This window comes from Streptomyces sp. NRRL F-6676, assembly GCF_000725625.1.
Lineage (GTDB): Bacteria > Actinomycetota > Actinomycetes > Streptomycetales > Streptomycetaceae > Streptomyces.
In genome coordinates this window covers 214,232-230,062 of the sequence record NZ_KL647084.1, presented here as the reverse complement: position 1 = coordinate 230,062, position 15,831 = coordinate 214,232, and the positions used below count along the sequence as shown (strand labels likewise).

Annotated in this window: 12 protein-coding genes; 6 read left to right on the top strand and 6 right to left on the bottom strand. The window is 72.4% G+C overall.

The features are described from left to right. Nucleotides 1–37: 37 nt before the first annotated feature. The 3 genes from IO29_RS33950 to IO29_RS33940 form a co-directional block, all read right to left on the bottom strand. Entirely contained in the window at nucleotides 38–1,966 is a 1,929-nt protein-coding gene (locus IO29_RS33950) for an N-acetylmuramoyl-L-alanine amidase (RefSeq protein ID WP_030379495.1), read from the bottom strand. Nucleotides 1,967–2,137: 171 nt separating this feature from the next. Continuing rightward, nucleotides 2,138–4,675, bottom strand: coding sequence for an ATP-binding SpoIIE family protein phosphatase (locus IO29_RS33945; RefSeq protein ID WP_051707519.1), 2,538 nt, complete (start codon nucleotides 4,673–4,675; stop codon nucleotides 2,138–2,140). 83 nt (nucleotides 4,676–4,758) lie between these two features. Continuing rightward, nucleotides 4,759–4,983 carry a hypothetical protein gene (locus IO29_RS33940; protein ID WP_030379493.1) on the bottom strand — a complete coding sequence of 75 codons (225 nt, stop codon included), beginning with the start codon at nucleotides 4,981–4,983 and terminating at the stop codon, nucleotides 4,759–4,761. A 381-nt stretch (nucleotides 4,984–5,364) separates the two neighbouring features. Between IO29_RS33940 and IO29_RS33935 the strand changes: the two genes are divergently transcribed. From IO29_RS33935 to IO29_RS33920, 4 genes are all read left to right on the top strand, one after another. Next, nucleotides 5,365–6,255: a glycoside hydrolase family 11 protein gene (locus IO29_RS33935; protein ID WP_037840765.1), complete on the top strand. Its 891-nt coding sequence runs from the start codon at nucleotides 5,365–5,367 to the stop codon at nucleotides 6,253–6,255. A gap of 28 nt (nucleotides 6,256–6,283) precedes the next feature. After that, the gene (locus IO29_RS33930) at nucleotides 6,284–7,135 is read left to right on the top strand and encodes a polysaccharide deacetylase family protein (RefSeq protein WP_051848720.1); all 852 of its coding nucleotides are present in this window, start codon (nucleotides 6,284–6,286) and stop codon (nucleotides 7,133–7,135) included. A gap of 113 nt (nucleotides 7,136–7,248) precedes the next feature. Continuing rightward, nucleotides 7,249–8,106 carry a Cof-type HAD-IIB family hydrolase gene (locus IO29_RS33925; RefSeq protein ID WP_030379210.1) on the top strand — a complete coding sequence of 286 codons (858 nt, stop codon included), beginning with the start codon at nucleotides 7,249–7,251 and terminating at the stop codon, nucleotides 8,104–8,106. A gap of 134 nt (nucleotides 8,107–8,240) precedes the next feature. Further along, complete coding sequence (locus IO29_RS33920; RefSeq protein WP_051707517.1) at nucleotides 8,241–8,894, top strand: DedA family protein; 654 nt, start codon at nucleotides 8,241–8,243, stop codon at nucleotides 8,892–8,894. A gap of 118 nt (nucleotides 8,895–9,012) precedes the next feature. Here the strand turns inward: IO29_RS33920 and IO29_RS33915 are convergent, their stop codons facing one another. Next, a complete protein-coding gene (locus tag IO29_RS33915) occupies nucleotides 9,013–9,891 on the bottom strand; it encodes an SGNH/GDSL hydrolase family protein (protein ID WP_030379208.1) in 879 nt (292 codons plus the stop codon). Between the two features lie 488 nt (nucleotides 9,892–10,379). Between IO29_RS33915 and IO29_RS33910 the strand changes: the two genes are divergently transcribed. Both IO29_RS33910 and IO29_RS33905 read left to right on the top strand, forming a co-directional pair. Further along, on the top strand, nucleotides 10,380–10,958 hold the full coding sequence (locus IO29_RS33910) for a hemerythrin domain-containing protein (RefSeq protein WP_030379207.1): 579 nt from the start codon (nucleotides 10,380–10,382) through the stop codon (nucleotides 10,956–10,958). A 113-nt stretch (nucleotides 10,959–11,071) separates the two neighbouring features. Next, on the top strand, nucleotides 11,072–12,538 hold the full coding sequence (locus IO29_RS33905) for an SGNH/GDSL hydrolase family protein (protein WP_234316406.1): 1,467 nt from the start codon (nucleotides 11,072–11,074) through the stop codon (nucleotides 12,536–12,538). A 3-nt stretch (nucleotides 12,539–12,541) separates the two neighbouring features. On the opposite strand, the gene rhaS is transcribed toward IO29_RS33905, so the two are convergent. Together rhaS and IO29_RS33895 are read right to left on the bottom strand one after the other, a co-directional pair. Further along, nucleotides 12,542–13,609 (bottom strand): rhamnose ABC transporter substrate-binding protein, encoded by a 1,068-nt coding sequence (rhaS, locus tag IO29_RS33900; protein ID WP_030379205.1) that lies wholly within the window; start codon nucleotides 13,607–13,609, stop codon nucleotides 12,542–12,544. 191 nt (nucleotides 13,610–13,800) lie between these two features. Further along, nucleotides 13,801–15,510: a SpoIIE family protein phosphatase gene (locus tag IO29_RS33895; protein WP_158709312.1), complete on the bottom strand. Its 1,710-nt coding sequence runs from the start codon at nucleotides 15,508–15,510 to the stop codon at nucleotides 13,801–13,803. Between the last annotated feature and the right edge of the window lie 321 nt (nucleotides 15,511–15,831).

Sequence of the window (15,831 nt, the reverse complement as noted above, 5' to 3'; positions counted from 1 at the left end):
TGCGGGGGCGAGGGGCCCGGTCGGTGCCGGTGTGCCGTCACTTCCCGGCGGTCACGTCACCCTCGTACACCAGGGCCGTGCGGTGGTTGTACTGGATGGTGTACATCTTCTTGCCGCCGGTCACGACCCGGCCACTGGAGGGGAAGTAGTCGTCGGTGGGCTCGGCCTGCGCGGTGGCCACGTAGGCCTGGCCGGGCGGCACCCGGTAGGCGCTGAGCGGGGCCTGGGTGGAGGGCGAGAGGCCGTCGGGGTACTCGTCGGCGTCCGGGTAGCTCGACCCGTACACCGCCACCGGCGAGGTGCCGGCCGCGCCGACCAGCGTCACGTCGTGGGCGGGGGTCGTGTTGCAGCCGTGCGGGTTGTGGAACCACACCTTCTCGCCGCTGAACCAGATGGCCGTCCAGTCGCCCTCGCGCCCGGCGACGACGAACTGCTGACCGGCCTGCGCGGTGCTGCCCCAGTCGTTGACACGGTCGGTGCCGACGCCGTCGGCGTGCAGGGCCTGGTCGCCGAAGAGCGGGGCGGTGTCGCTGGGCGCGGTGCGCAGATACACGAAGTTGGACGGCTGGGTGCGCTCGGTGCACTCCGGCGTGTTCCCCGTGGGGTCGTCGGACGGGCACACCCGCACGGTCTGCTCGTTGTCCGCGTAGCCAGGGGTGATCGTCACGGCCGTGCCGACCGGGCCGACGCCGTGCTTGCCGTCGGCCGGGGCCTCGACCAGGCGCATGAAGCGCTGCCAGTCCCAGGACGGGCCCGGGTCCCAGTGCATGCCGGAGACGAGGGCGGAGCTGGGGCCGGCCACGTTGTCGTGGCCGATGATGTGCTGCCGGTCCAGCGGGATGTCGAAGCGGTCGGCCAGGTATCTGACGAGGGCGGCGCTGGTCTCGTACTCGGTCTGGGTGTACCAGGTGCCCCCGGAGGCGGCGTACCCCTCGTGCTCGATGCCGAGGGAGTGCATGTTGGCCGAGTAGTTGCCCGCGTGGAAGGAGAGGTCCTTGGTGGGCACCATCTGGGTCACGGCGCCGTCCGAGGAGCGGATGACGTAGTGCGCCGAACCGCCGCCCGGCTGCTGGAAGGTGTTGATGGCCGACTCGTAGGACGACTCGGTGTCGTGGATGACGATGGAGTCGATCCGGATGCCGTTGGCGGGCCGGTCGGAGACCTGGCCGTTGGCCGATGCCGCCGCGACGAAGGAGCAGTCGAGCTCCGCCGGGCACTCGGTGTCGTCCGCGGCCGTCTTCTTCAGGTCCAGCACGGCGAGCTGGCCGGTGGCGGGCTTGACGTCCGGTGCGGCGGACAGCCGTACGCGCTGGCCGTCCCCGGTGGTCTCGGCGGCGCCGCCGCGGATCGTGGCGAAGACCCGGTCGGCGAAGGCGCGGGCGGCGCGCTCGTCCTGGGAGCCGCTGTAACGGGCCACGGCGGCGTACCACTTGCCGGGGTCGGACGGGGTGTCACCGACGGTGGCCCTGGCGTAGGAGGCGAGCAGGGCGGCGCCGCCGCGGATGTTGGCGTCCTCGTCGTCGCGCAGCGCGCCGGACGACATGCCCGTCAGGTCGGCCGCCGCGTCGAGGGTGTGCAGGGCCGGGTCGGCGGCCAGCTTCTTGGCGTCGGCGCGGCCGGCCGCGCCCGCCTCGCCCGCGGCCATCATCTTCGGCGTCACATCGGTGAGATGCATGAGGCCGTAGCCGCCGCTGGTGCTGTGCTCGCCCTCGGGCGCGTCCCACGCGGACTCGTGGTAGGCGACGGCGAGCAGGACGGGCAGGGGCACGTGGTACTCCGCCGCGGCCCGCGCGAAGGCGCTCTGCCGGGTGGCGTCCTGGCTCTGCGCGGTCGCGTTGGCCGAGGACCCCGAGGACTCCGTGGACGACGCGAGGGCGAGGGGCGGGGCGGTGGCGAGTCCGGTGGCGGCCAGCAGGCCGGCCGTGACGGTCAGGGGCAGCCGCCAACGCGGCTTGCGCTCATGCACTGCGGTACCTGGCTTCCGTGTGCTCGTGGGGGTCGGCACGCCGTCGCCGTCGCACCGCGCACCGTGAACACGGGGGTGGAGCAGGGTTGTTGGCGTGCGCCAGGGACTGTACACGTTCGGCCGCCGCCCCTGCCGCCCCGCACGGCGCACCCGTACGCGGGTGCCGCGGCGTCAGTCCGCGTCCGCCAGGGAGAGCAGTGCCTCGGCGACCGTCTCGGGCGACGGTGTCAGCGGCTGCTCGGTCCAGATGGTCTTGCCGTCGGGCGTGAACCGGCTGCCCCACCGCTCGGCCAGCACACTCACCAATTGCAGCCCCCGGCCGCCCTCGTCGGTCTCCGAGGCACGCCGGACGCGCGGCATGGTGAGGCTGGCGTCGGACACCTCGCACACCAGGGCGCCGGTGCGCAGCAGCCGGAAGCCGATGGGGCCCTTGGCGTGCCGGACCACGTTCCCGACGAGTTCACTCGCGAGCAGTTCCGTCGTCACGGACAGGTCGTCCAGATGCCAGGTCGCCAGCTGCTCCCGTACGTGTCGGCGCGCCTCGCCGGCCGCCCGGGGACCGTCGGGCAGTTGCCAGGACGCCACGTCCGCCCGGGGCAGCGCGTGCAGACAGGCCACGAGGAGCGCGGCGTCGTCCGTGGCGGGCTGCCCGCCGGGCAGGAGCCGGGCGACGAGATGGTCCGCGAGCCGGTCGAGGTCGGTGCGGTCGGCGGCGGCCGCCAGCCGGGCGAGCGCGGCCATGCCCTCGTCGATGTCCCGCTGCGCCGACTCGACCAGGCCGTCGGTGTAGAGGAGCAGCAGACTGTCGGCCGGCAACGTCAGGTCCGCCGTCTCGAACGGCGGCCGGGCGCCGCCCAGTGGCGGGTTGTCGGGGACGTCCGGGTAGGCGGTGCGGCCGTCCGGGTGCACCACCAGCGGGGGCGGATGGCCGGCCCGGACCACGGTGCAGGTGCCGGTGGTGGCGTCGTACAGCGTGTAGAGGCAGGTGGCGTAGGCGTCGGGGCCGATCTCCGCGACGATGTCGTTGAGGTGGCCCATCAGTTCGTCCGGCGGCAGTTCGAGGGCGGCCAGGGTGTGCGTCGCCGTGCGCAGCCGGCCCATCGTGGCCGCCTCGGACAGTCCGTGTCCCATCACGTCCCCGCACACCAGGGCGACCCGCCCGGCCGAGAGCGGGATGAGGTCGTACCAGTCGCCGCCCACGTCCGAGCCCTGTCCGGCCGGCACATAGCGGGCCGTGGCGGTCGCCTCGCGCAGCCGGGGCAGGTGCCGGGGCAGCAGATCGCGCTGGAGCTCGCGGGAGCGGGTGAGTTCGGCGTCGGACAGCCGGGCCCGCTCCAGCGCCTGGGCCACCAGGGCGCTGATGGTGAGGAGCAGGGTGCGTTCCTCGGGGGTGAGGCGGCGCTCGGTGTCGAACGCCATGACGCAGACGCCGAAGGTGCGCCCCGAGGCCGTGAGCGGCAGGAACGCCCAGGCCTGTTTGGTGCTGGGCGGCCGGTCGTCGCCGGGGTTGTCGGCCAGCCACTCCTCGCGGGACGCGTAGAACAGGGGCTCGTCGCGCAGGAGCGCCCGTTCGGCGGGCAGGCGGCCGGTCATGGTCATGCCCCGGGTGCCGCCCATGTCGTCCAGGAAGGACCGGGGGTAGCCCACGGAGCCGATGTACGCGAGGCGGTCGCCCTCCCGGACGAGGACGAGCAGGCCGTGGGCCGCGAAGGGCGGCAGTACGCGCTCGGCCACCGCCGTGACCACGTCCTGGGACGTGCGTGCGGCGGCCAGTGCGGTGGTCAGCTCGACGGTGCTGCGGGCCCGTTCGGCGGAGCCGCGGATGGCGGCCACCTCGTCGGCCTGCCGGCGCCGCCACGCGCCCGCCTCCATGACGTGCAGGACGGCGCCGCCGGGCGCGGGCAGCACCCGTACGTGGTGGCAGCGTCCGGTGGCCGGCAGCACGGCGTCGAAACCTGCGGCGCGCCCGCGGGCGACGGCGAGACGGCACCGCTCCTCGGCGTCCGGCGGCTGCCAGGGGCCGGGCTCCTGCCACAGGACCCGGCCGACGGCGGTGGGCCCGTCCGGGTGACCGAGCAGGGCACGGGCGGCGGGGTTGGCGGCGGTGACCCGCCAGGCGGTGTCGACGCGGAGGAGGGCGTCCTCGGCGTTCCAGAGGGCGCGGGCGAGTTCCCGTGCGTCGGTGGGGGCGGGGGCCGTGGGGTCGGCGGGGTTCGTCGCCGGGATGCGGGCCGGCGGGTCCGGGAGGGGCCAGGCGGTGAGCCGGTCGTGGACCCAGTCGGCGACCTGGCGCAGGAACCGCCACTCCTCGGCCGAGGGCTCCCGGCGGCGGCCGGTCAGCAGGGTCAGGGCGCCGACCCGCCCTTCCGCGCCGTGCAGCGGGACGGCGACCCGGCCGGCCGCGCCGGCCGGCGGCAGCACGGCGTCGGCGGGCCGGCTGCCGGGCGGGTCCCACGCGCGCCCGTCGCAGCCCACCGCCCGCGCCGTCGCGGAGGCGCTGTCACCGGGCAGCACCTCCCAGGCCCGTACGGACACCGCGGGCAGACCCGCCGAGGACACGAGGTGGAGTTCTCCCCCGCTCCCCCGCACATGAACGCATCCGCCCAGGGCGCCCAGTTCCGCCATCGCGTGCTGCACGGCGAGCCGGAGCACGTCACTGTCGGTGACACTGTCGTCGGCGGCGTACAGGAAATCCAGACGACCGATCACCAGGCCAATATAGGCGCGACGGGCCTTGCGGACCTTTCGGGCAGGTCGGCGGCCGACGGAGCCGGAGCGGTCGGTCGGTGCCGCTAGAACAGCCGGTCCTGTTCGACGCGGACGGTCCGGCGTCCGGCCGGCCGGGGCGCCGGAGGCCGGGCCGGCGCCTCGTCGCCGAACAGGGGCGCGGTGCCGTACTCGTCGGGCTCGGCCGGTACGGGGGTGGGCCCGGTGCCCACGTTCAGGCGCAGCGGTGCCTCCCGGTCGAAGTCGCCGGGCGTCATGGCAGTCCACTCCCGGTCCTGACGCTCGCTCACCGCGCTCCCTCACCCCGCCCGTTTCCTCACCCCATCGTTCCCTGCCCCGACACGTTTCCACGCACCGCCCCCGACAGTCCGGAAGGCGCCCGGCACCGTGACACAGGAAGCCCCGAAAGTTTCGGACATACGGCACTCGGTGCCACCCCACGCCCCACGGCGTTAAGTATGACTTTCGAGGCGCCCTCCTCATCATTGGCCATGACCAGCACGTACACCCTTCTTCGCACCCCCGAAACTCTCGAAGCTTTCGTTAACGACACCGAAACTATTGACAGTTGACAAGGTCAGGCCAACACTGTTCGCCGTTGAGAGCCCCACGGGCCGTGCCGGCGCCGCCCACCCCCCACACCAGCCGATCCGCAGGAGGACGCAACCGACATGAACGCGCTCGTCCATCCCAGAGGCCGCGCAGGCGGCCGCCTCACCCTGCTCGTCAGGGCAGCCTGGGCCGTCGCCCTGGCCGCCGTGGCCTCGCTGATGCTGTCCGGCACCGCGAGTGCCGACACGATCACCTCGAACCAGACCGGCACCAGCGGCGGTTACTACTACTCGTTCTGGACCGACAGCCCCGGCACCGTCTCCATGAACACCGGGTCCGGCGGGAACTACAGCACCTCGTGGCGGAACACCGGGAACTTCGTCGCGGGCAAGGGCTGGAGCAACGGCAGCCGCAAGGCCGTCAGTTACTCGGGCAGCTTCAACCCGTCCGGCAACGCCTATCTGTCGCTCTACGGCTGGTCGTCGAACCCGCTCGTCGAGTACTACATCGTCGACAACTGGGGCACCTACCGGCCCACCGGCAACTACAAGGGCACGGTCACGAGCGACGGCGGCACGTACGACATCTACGAGACGACCCGCACCAACGCGCCCTCCATCGAGGGCGACAACAAGACCTTCAACCAGTACTGGAGCGTCCGGCAGTCCAAGCGCACCGGCGGCACCATCACCACCGGCAACCACTTCGACGCCTGGCAGTCCCACGGCATGCCGCTCGGCACCCTCAACCACTACATGATCCTGGCGACCGAGGGCTACCAGAGCAGCGGCTACAACCTCAACGTCTCCGTCAGCGGCTCCAGCAACTGGACGGTCACGATGAACGTGCCCTCCCCCGAGAAGATCCTCTCCACCTGGAACATCAGCGCCAGTTACCCCAGTTCGCAGGTGCTCACCGCCAAACCGAACGGCAGCGGCAACAACTGGGGCGTCACCATCCAGACCAACGGCACCTGGACCTGGCCCACCGTCAGCTGCTCGGCGAGCTGACCGCGACCGGAACGGAGAGGAGGTCCCCATGAGAACCACGGCACCACTGAGAACCACGGCACCACCGGCGCTGCGTTCCCTGGTCGCCAGGCTGGCGGTCGTCGCGCTGGCCGTGGCGGGTACGGCGGTGATCGACGCGGCCCCGTCGCAGGCCGCCACCTGCAACGGGTACGTCGGACTCACCTTCGACGACGGCCCGTCCAACGACCACACCCCGGCCGTGCTCAACGCCCTCAAGCAGAACGGGCTGCGGGCCACCATGTTCAACGAGGGCCAGTACGCCGCCTCGTACCCCTCCCAGGTGGCGGCCGAGGTCAACGCGGGCATGTGGGTGGGCAACCACAGCTACACCCACCCGCATCTGATCCAGCAGAGCCAGTCGGCGATCGACTCGGAGGTGTCACGGACCCAGCAGGCCATCGCCAACGCCGGCGGCGGCACGCCGAAGCTGTTCCGGCCGCCGTACGGGGAGACCAACTCCACGCTGAAGGCGGTCGAGGCCAAGTACGGGCTGACCGAGGTCATCTGGGACGTCGACTCGCAGGACTGGAACGGCGCGAGCACCGACGCGATCGTGCAGGCGGTGAACCGGCTCGGCAACGGGCAGGTCATCCTCATGCACGAGTGGCCCGCCAACACCCTCGCGGCGATCCCGCGCATCTACAACCTCAACGTCTCCGTCAGCGGCTCCAGCAACTGGACGGTCACGATGAACGTGCCCTCCCCCGAGAAGATCCTCTCCACCTGGAACATCAGCGCGAGCTACCCCAGCGCGCAGGTGCTCACCGCCAAACCGAACGGCAGCGGCGACAACTGGGGCGTCACCATCCAGACCAACGGAAGCTGGACCTGGCCGACGGTCTCCTGCACCACGTCCTGACCCCCCGGGCTCCGCGCACTCACCGTGCGCGGAGCCCTTCGCACCCCCTCCGGCCTCCGCAAACGTCCCTCACTACACTGGAGGACCACACACCCGCCCTGCTCAGGACATTCATGACCTCCCCGCACCATCCGACGCCCCCGCTCCCCCCGCTGTCCGAGGCCCGGCCCGACATCCGGCTCGTCGTCACCGACATGGACGGCACCCTGCTGGACAGCGAGGGCCGCATACCCGAGGAGTTCTGGCCGCTGCTGAGCCGGATGGAACGGCGCGGCATCGTCTTCTGCCCCGCCAGCGGACGCCAGTACGCCACCCTGCGGGAGCAGTTCCGGCGGGCCGCCGCCGGTACGGTCTTCATCGCCGAGAACGGCACCTATGTCGTCCGGGACGGCCATGAGCTCAGCTCCGACGTGCTGGACCGCGACGTCGTCGCCGAGGTGGTCGGCACGATGCGGGAGCTGCCCGCTCAGGGGGTCGACGTCGGCACGGTGGTGTGCGGGAAGAAGTCCGCCTACGTCGAGCGCACCGACGCCGCCTTCCTCGCCGAGGTACGCAAGTACTACGCGCGCCTGGAGCAGGTCGAGGACGTCACCGCCGTCGACGACGACCTCATCAAGCTCGCCTTCTACGACTTCGGCCGGGCCGAGGAGGGCACCGCGCCCGCGCTGAAGCGGTACGGACTCACCCACCAGGTCGTCCTCTCCGGCGAGCACTGGACCGACGTGATGAACCCGACCGCCAACAAGGGCGCCGCCGTGCGCGGTCTCCAGCGGCGCCTCGGCATCACGCCGGAGCAGACGGTGGTCTTCGGGGACTACCTCAACGACCTGGAGATGCTCGACACGGCGACCTGGTCGTTCGCCATGGCCAACGCCCACCCCGAGATCAAGCTCCGTGCCCGCCACCAGGCGCCCGCGCACACCGAGAACGGCGTGGTCACCACGCTCGCCGCCCTGCTGGGCCCGGCCTGACCGACACCGCCGGCGGCGTCCTGCCGCGCGCGGACCCGCCGGATTGCGGGAGGCCTCCCGGGGGAACCCGCCGTACTCCGGGGCGACGTACGAGTGGGCCGTCCCGGCTGACCGGTGCGGGAAGGAGTCGGCGGGTGCACGTCGTGACCGACTGGCTCAGCGGGCTGTCCGGACCTGTGATCTACCTCGTGGTCGCGGGTCTGGTGTTCGCCGAGGACGCGCTGTTCTTCGGCTTCGTCCTGCCGGGCGAGACCGCGGTGGTCATCGGCGGGGTACTGGCCCGGCAGGGCACCGTGGACGTGTGGTTGCTGGCCGCCGTGGTGGTCCTGGCCGCGGTGACGGGCGACAGCGTCGGGTACGAGATCGGGCGGCGGCTCGGGCCGCGCATCATGAACAGCCGGCCGCTGCGCCGTCACTCCGAGGGAGTCGACAGGGCGAGCGAGCTGATACGCCGACGCGGTCCCGCGGCGGTGTTCCTCGGCCGGTTCGTCGCGCTGTTCCGCGCGCTGATGCCGGCGCTGGCCGGGGCCTCGCGGATGCCGTACCGGCGGTTCCTGCTGTTCAACGCGTTGGGCGGACTGGTCTGGGGGGTCGGGTTCACGCTGCTGGGGTACGGGGCGGGCGCCGCGTACCAGCATGCCGAGAGTCTGGTCGGGCGGGCCGCCGCCGTCGTGATCGCGGTGCTGGTGGTCGTGCTGCTCGTGGTGTGGCGGGTGCGGCGGCGCCGGCGTTCGCACGACGAGGCTCCGGACCGGCCGCCGGTCACCGACCGGTCCGGACGCGGCTGAGCGGTGGCGGTCCGCCGGTGTCCGCCGGTGTCCGCCGGTGTCCGCCGGTGAGAGGGGTGGTGGCCCGCCGCCGGCGTGGTACGGCGGCGGGCCACCGGCCGGTGGGCCGGTCCGGCGGTCAGTCGAGGCCGAGGGCCGACATCGTCTGCTCGGCCATCGCGCGCTCGCCGCGCGCGTTGGGGTGGACGGGGACGATATTGGTGCCGAAGAGGAGGGGCTCGATCCAGCGGGTGCCGCTCGCCGAGCAGGCGTCGTGTCCGTCGGAGGTCTTCGAGAAGTCGACGAAGGTGGCGCCGGTCTCCCGGGCGGCGCGCCCGATGACCGCGTTGAGGTGGGCCTGGATGGCGCGCAGATACGGCACGTCGCCGGAGGCGATGGGCATCTTGAGGAAGCAGGAGCTGTCGGCGGCGGCCGGCATGATCCAGGGGTAGCCGAGCGCGGCGACCCGGGCGTTCGGTGCCTTGGCGTGGACCTTCTGGAGGGCGGCCTTGACGGCGGGGTAGGTGGTGTCGTCGATCTGGTCGTCGAAGGTGCTGCCGTACAGCGTCTTGCAGGGGCTGCCGTGTCCGGCCGTGACGATGCCGGCGGTGCCGCAGGCCAGCATGGCGCCGATGAAGGTGTTGTTGTCGTTGCCGCCGATGGTGAGGGTGACCAGGCGGGTGTCGCTCTTGACCGCGTCGAGCTGTGCGGGGACGCCGGGGTACTGGGCCTCGGTGAAGTCGCCGGTCTCGGCGGCGCCGCAGGTGACGTCGGTGAGGTCGGCGCCGGTGCGTTCGGCGATGACGTGCGGGTAGTTCAGCGTGGAGCGCAGGCAGAGCAGGGGTGCCGAGAGGTCGGCGGGCAGCACGCCGGAACCGGCGCTGTAGCTGTCGCCGAGGGCGACGTACGGCAGGGGCGCGGCGGCGTGGGCGCTGCTGGGTGCGGCCAGGCCGAGGGCCAGTGCGCTCGCGGCGGTGGCGGCGGCCGTCAGGGCACGGCGGAGTGCACGTCTGGGCATTCTGCTCTCTCCTCGGAGTCGGGCAGGCCGGATCCGGGCACGGCGGTGCCCGGCGGCGTACGGGTGGGGAACTCGGCGGCTCAAGAGAGGCCGGCGGCGGCCGGGCGCGGGGACGCCGCGCGCGCCGTCGGCGGGGACGGGGATCGGGTGACGGGGGAACGGGGAGGTGCCACTCGGTTACCGAACGGTTCTACCGAGAAGTAATGTGCGCCTTGTTCGACTCGGCGTCAACAACATCGACACGACTTCTTGAATCCGGCATCAAAAGGCGTACGGCCGCAGGACCCGCCGCCCGGCCGCGTCCTGACGTCGCCTCATGGCACGCGCCCGGCACCGCCGGAGCGGCACACGGCGGCGGGCGGTGGCGCGCGGCGGACACCGTCCGCTCCGCCCCGCCGTTTCGGCGTGCCGCACCGCGGGGACCCGCCGAACGGCCCGGCCGCGTCCGGCGCCGGGGCAGCCCAGGGTCCGGAAGGCAGGTGACCGCGATGCCGTGGCACGGCGGAACCGTCATCGAGGAACTGACCAGCGACCACCGCGAGGTGGAGCGGCTCTTCGCGCGGATCGAGGAGCTGCCCCCGTCGAGCCCCGAACGCCGGGTCTGCGCGGACCGGGCCGTGAGCCGGCTGATGCGGCACTCCTCCGCCGAGGAGGCGTTCCTGTATCCGGCGGTGCGCGAGCACGTCCCGGACGGGGACGCCCTGGCGGACAAGGAGATCGCCGACCACGCCGCCGTCGAGCGGCTCGCCGCCGGTCTCGACGGCCTGCCCGCGGACCACCCGGACCTCGACCGCGTACTGAGGGAACTGATCCGCGAGGTCCGCGCCCATGTGGCCGACGAGGAGAACCGGCTGTTCCCGCTGCTCGCCGCCGAGGTCTCCGAGGAGCAGCTGGTCTTCCTCGGGGACAAGGTGCGGATCACCCTGACCAGGGCGCCGTTGCGCCCCCACCCGTCGGCGCCGCACTCCCCCGCCGCGCACAAGATGCTCGGCCCCGTGCTCCGGATCGCCGACCGTGTCCGGGACGCCGTCTCGGGCCGGGGACGGCGTCCGCCGGGAGAGGCGTAGGAGGCGCGGCGCGGGGCACTTCAACCGGGATGACCGGCGCGCCTGCCCACCACGGTGGTCCGCGGGCGCCCGCGACCGGTGACGACGGACCGACGGGGCGGAGGCGACCGGCAGTGACCGGAAGACCGGAGGAAGCGACGGGAACAGCTCCAGTACCGCGCCGCCCGCACCCGGTGCTGCGCCGCGCCGGGATCGTCCTCGCCCACGTCGTCGGCATGGCCGCGGCGGCGCTCGCGGCCGTGTGGCTGGCCGTGCGCCTCACGCCGCTGCAATCCGTGTCGGTGGCGGGCCAGACCGTCCGGGTGGGGGCCGCGCCCCTGGGGCTGAGCCTGTCCGGGCCCGGCGAACTCGATCTGTTCGGCCAGCCGATCCCGACGAAGGTCCACTTCGACGGACCGATCCGGCCACGGCTCCAGCTCACGCACATAGCCACCGACTCCCAGGTGGACCATCTGCTGCGATCCGGCGACCACAGCCAGCTCGCACTGCATCTGAAGGGCAGACTGGCCTCGGGCTGGCTCAGCTACGGCCTGTGGGAGACGGCCGTCGCCGTCGGTCTGGTCCTGCTGCTGCTCGCCGCCTGGACGGGACTGCGCCGCATGCCGTGGCGCCGCACCGTACGGATGCTGGCGGCCGGCGTCGCGGTGGTGTGCGCGCTCAACGCCGTCGGCTTCTACCTGCTGGCCTCCTCCACCCCCGACGCGCTGCGCAAGGTCCGGTCGCTCGCGGACCTGGTGGGCCGCAGCCCGGTCACCGCGGTGCCGCGCGCCGAGGGCCCGGTGCTCGGCGACGTACGGGCCGTGGTCCTCGGGGACTCCACCGCGGCCGGCACGGGCAACCGTCCGCTGCCCGACCCCGACGCACTGGACACCGCGTGCAAGCGCAGCGCCGACGCGTACGCGCGGGTGCTCGCGGAGAACAACCGCTGGAAGGTGCTCAACCTCGCCTGCTCCGGCGCCACGGTCCGCGACGGGCTGCTCGGGGTGCAGATACTCGGCGACCGGGTGGCACCGCCGCAGCTCGCCGAGGCGCAGCGCGCCACGGACGCCTCGCTGGTCATCGTCAGCGTCGGGGCCAACGACGTCGGCTGGGCGGACCTCGTCCGGCTCTGCGCCGCCTCGCCGAGCTGCGACGACAATGCCTCGGACGCCTTCTTCCAGCGCCGGATCTCCCGGTTCACGCTGGACTACGAGACGCTGCTCAGCCGGCTCTCCGACCTGCCCCAGCACCCGAAGGTACTGGTCAACGAGTACTACGACCCCTTCGGCGAGGATCTCGGCTGCCTGAAGGACGAAGGGCTCACCGAGGAGAAGGCCAAGGTGCTGCGCTCCCGTCTCGCGGCCCTCAACTCGGTGCTGCGCGAGGGCGCCGAGAGCACCGGCGCCACCGCCGTACGACCGCTGTTCACCGGGCACGGCCTGTGCACGAAGCAGCCGTTCGTGCAGGGGACGACGGACCGGGCCCCGCTGCACCCGACGGAAGCCCAAGTAGCGCCGCTACGAGGGCTTCCACACGGCACGGCGAGAGCACGCACCGAACGCCGCTCCTTCTCCCACGGAGATCCATCAGAAGGACCCTGAGCGTCAGAAGTCGAACTGATCGATGTTGTTCTTGTCGAACACCTGCGGCTTGCCGAGGTTGATCACGCCGTCCTCACCGATGGTGTACTCGCCCATGCCGCCGGCCTTGAAGCTCTCACCCTTGTCACCCGTGATCTGCCCGGAGGCCAGCGCGACGGCCGTGCGGGCGGTGAGCTCGCCGAGCTTGGCCGGGTCCCACAGCTCGAACGCCTCGACCGTGCCGTCCCCGACGTACTTGCGCATCTCGTTGGGCGTGCCGAGGCCGGTGACCTTCACCTTGCCCTTGTACGTGGCGGACCCGGACACCACGCGGGCGGCGGCCTCGATGCCTATGGTGGTCGGGGAGATGATGCCCTTGAGGCCGGGGTACTTCTGCAACAGGCGCTGCGCCTCCTGGACGGACTTGTCCGGGTCGTCGTCGCCGTAGGCGATCTCGACCAGCTCGATGTCCTTGTAGGCGGGCTTGTGCAGCTCGTCCTTCATGTAGTCGATCCAGGAGTTCTGGTTCTCCGCGGTCCTGGACGCGGACAGGATCGCGATCTCGCCCTGATTGTCGATCTGTTCGGCCATCAACCGCACCTCGGTACGGCCGAGGTCCTCCGCGGAGGCCTGGGAGATGAAGGCGTCGCGGCACTCGGGGTCGGTGTCCGAGTCGTAGGTGACGACCACGACGCCCTGCTTCATCGCGCTCTTCAGCTCGGTGCAGAGTTTGGCCGGATCCTGTGCGGAGACGGCCAGGGCGTCGACCTCCTGCTGGGCGAGCATCTTGATGTACGAGTTCTGCCCGGCGATGTCGGTGGCGCTGCTGGAGCCGAAGTCCTCGTAGGCGGAGCCGAGTTCCTCGACGGCCGACTTGGCGCCGAGGTCGGCGTTGGTGAAGTACAGGTTGTTGTCCCGCTGTTTGGGCAGGAAGGCCACCGTCAGGCCGGTCTTGACGGTGGCGTCGGGGTCCGCCGACCGGGCACCCGAGGCACCGTCGTCCTCGTTGCCGCCGCAGGCGGTGAGCGCCGCGCTGAGCGAGGCGACGGCGGCCAGGGCGACACGGGTACGACGGGCGTTCGGCGAGCGCATGACGCAAGTCCTTTACAGGGCTGAGTAGTTACACCGCGCTGACGACAGCGTGAATGGTTTCAACACGGCTGCCCGGACGGTAGACAGCCCACATGATCCACGTCAACGGATCTTGGATGAATACCGGTCAGTCGCCATCACGACTTGATCACACAACACCCGCACGACGATGAATCGTTCAACGCGAACGCTCAGAGGCGCGAGGGTGTGCCGGTGTGCGGCCCCGCCGCCTGGGCGCGTCCTCCGGGTGTCCGGCGGGCGACGAGCAACGCGATGTCGTCCGCGTTCCCCGCCGGATCCGCGACAGCGGTCAGCAGATGATCGGCGAGTAGCTCCAAGGCGCCCGCCCCCGCCGGCCCGGCCCCCAACGCCCGCACCAACGCGTCCTTGCCCTCCTGGATGTCCGCCGTCCGCGACTCCACCAGCCCGTCGGTGCACAGCACCATCGTCGCCCCCGCCCCGAACGGAACGCGGGTGGTGGGGCACTCCTCCTCCGGGAAGATCCCCAACGGCATCCCCCCGGCCACGGGATACCAGGCGCACCGCCCGTCCGCGTGCTGCACCAGCGGCCCGAGGTGCCCGGCGCGGACGACCTCCGCCTCGTCGGCCACGGGGTCGAGCACGGCGAGGGTGCACGTGGCGAACCGGTCGGTGCCCAGTTCCGCGAGGAACCGACCGGCCCGGCTCAGCGCGGCCCGCGCCGAGTGCCCCTCGGCTAGATAGGCCCGCAGGGCCGTGCGCAGCTGCCCCATGACGGCGGCGGCGTGCACGTCGTGCCCTTGGACGTCGCCGATGACCAGGGCGGTACGGCCGCCGGACAGCGGCAGCGCGTCGTACCAGTCGCCGCCGACCTCGTGGGCGAACGGCGCGGGACGGTAGCGCGCGGCGAGGGTGAGGAGGGGGGTCTGCGGCAGCCGGGCCGGGAGCATGCTGGTCTGGAGCCCGGCGGCCATCTCCCGGGTCCGGTCGTAGAGCAGCGCGCGCTGCAACGACTGGGCGATGGTGCCGCTGAGCGCGAGCAGCAGGGTGCGCACCTGCGGCGGGAAACCGCCGCCCTCCGAGGCCAGGCCGACCGCGCCGAAGGTCCGGCCCTGGGCGGTCAGCGGCAGGACGGCGTAGCCGACGCGCGCGTCCGCGGGCAGCAGGCCGCGCAGCTGCGGGTAGCCGTCGAGGAGGGCGGCGTGGTCGTCGAGGAACGCGGGCCGGCCGGTGCGGATCGCCTCGCTCAGCGGGAGCGGGTCCTCCAGCCGGCTCATCCGCAGCGCGCGGACCACCGGGGCCGGGAAACCCCGGGAGGCCAGCAGCAGCACATGGCCGTGGTCCTCGCAGCAGACCGCGACGCTCTTGACCGTCGCCGGGCCGAGCAGCCCCGCCCGGACGAGGGCCTCGGTGACCTCCTCGACGGTGGCGGCCCGGGTGAGCGCGGTGGTGAGCTCCTGCACCATGTCGGCGTGGCGGGCGCCGGTGGGGTCCGCGGCGTGGGCGTCGCGGGCCTCCACGTCGGGGCGGGCGTCCCGGACGACGCCGACCACGCGCAGCACGCGCCCGTCGGTGTCGCGCAGCACCCGCCCCTGCGCGTGGGTCCACCGGGCGTCGTCGTCCGGGTGCCGGAGGCGGAAGTAGAGGCTGAAGTCGGTCTGCCGGTCCAGTACGCGCCGGGCCTCGGCGAACAGCCTGGGCATGTCCTGGGCGAGCACCCTGGCGGCCAGCGTCTCCGGATGCTCCTCGCACTCCTCGCGGGTCATGCCGAGCACGGCCAGCGCCGTCGGGTCGCAGCACAGCCGCCCGGCCGCCGGCTCCCACACGACCCCGCCGATCCCGACGAGCGCGGGCACCCCGGCGGCACCGGCCCCGGCGGTGTCGCCGACGCCGCTTCCACCCTCGACTCCCATTCCGGACATCTCTGCCATTCTCCGCCTATGGCGCCGACAGGCACCTCGGCGCACGGTCCGGCGCACGTGCCGGGGGGCCCGCCGGCCGACCCCCCACCAAGTCACCGGGGGCACTCCGCCACGACTGTGCTAGCGTTGGAGCTGTTGCAGTTTTGGTTACCAGAGGCTTCGAGCGCTCGGCCGACCTTTTGTCGACGGGCGCTTTTTTCGTTTCCGGGGCCTTCGGATGTCATTTCGTCCGAGGTCTTCCGAATCTTCGGTCGGGTACATCGTCGCTGCGGCGCCGGTCCGCACACGCGGTTCCGGGTACTGCCCCAAAGGAGATACAAC

What these genes read in the sequence shown, in the direction of transcription:
- IO29_RS33910 (WP_030379207.1), top strand. Translation starts at nt 10,380, where the DNA reads ATGCCGTGGCACGGCGGAACCGTCATCGAGGAACTGACCAGCGACCAC.
- IO29_RS33935 (WP_037840765.1), top strand. Translation starts at nt 5,365, where the DNA reads ATGAACGCGCTCGTCCATCCCAGAGGCCGCGCAGGCGGCCGCCTCACC.
- IO29_RS33895 (WP_158709312.1), bottom strand. Translation starts at nt 15,510, where the DNA reads ATGTCCGGAATGGGAGTCGAGGGTGGAAGCGGCGTCGGCGACACCGCC.
- IO29_RS33930 (WP_051848720.1), top strand. Translation starts at nt 6,284, where the DNA reads ATGAGAACCACGGCACCACTGAGAACCACGGCACCACCGGCGCTGCGT.
- IO29_RS33915 (WP_030379208.1), bottom strand. Translation starts at nt 9,891, where the DNA reads ATGCCCAGACGTGCACTCCGCCGTGCCCTGACGGCCGCCGCCACCGCC.
- rhaS (WP_030379205.1), bottom strand. Translation starts at nt 13,609, where the DNA reads ATGCGCTCGCCGAACGCCCGTCGTACCCGTGTCGCCCTGGCCGCCGTC.
- IO29_RS33925 (WP_030379210.1), top strand. Translation starts at nt 7,249, where the DNA reads ATGACCTCCCCGCACCATCCGACGCCCCCGCTCCCCCCGCTGTCCGAG.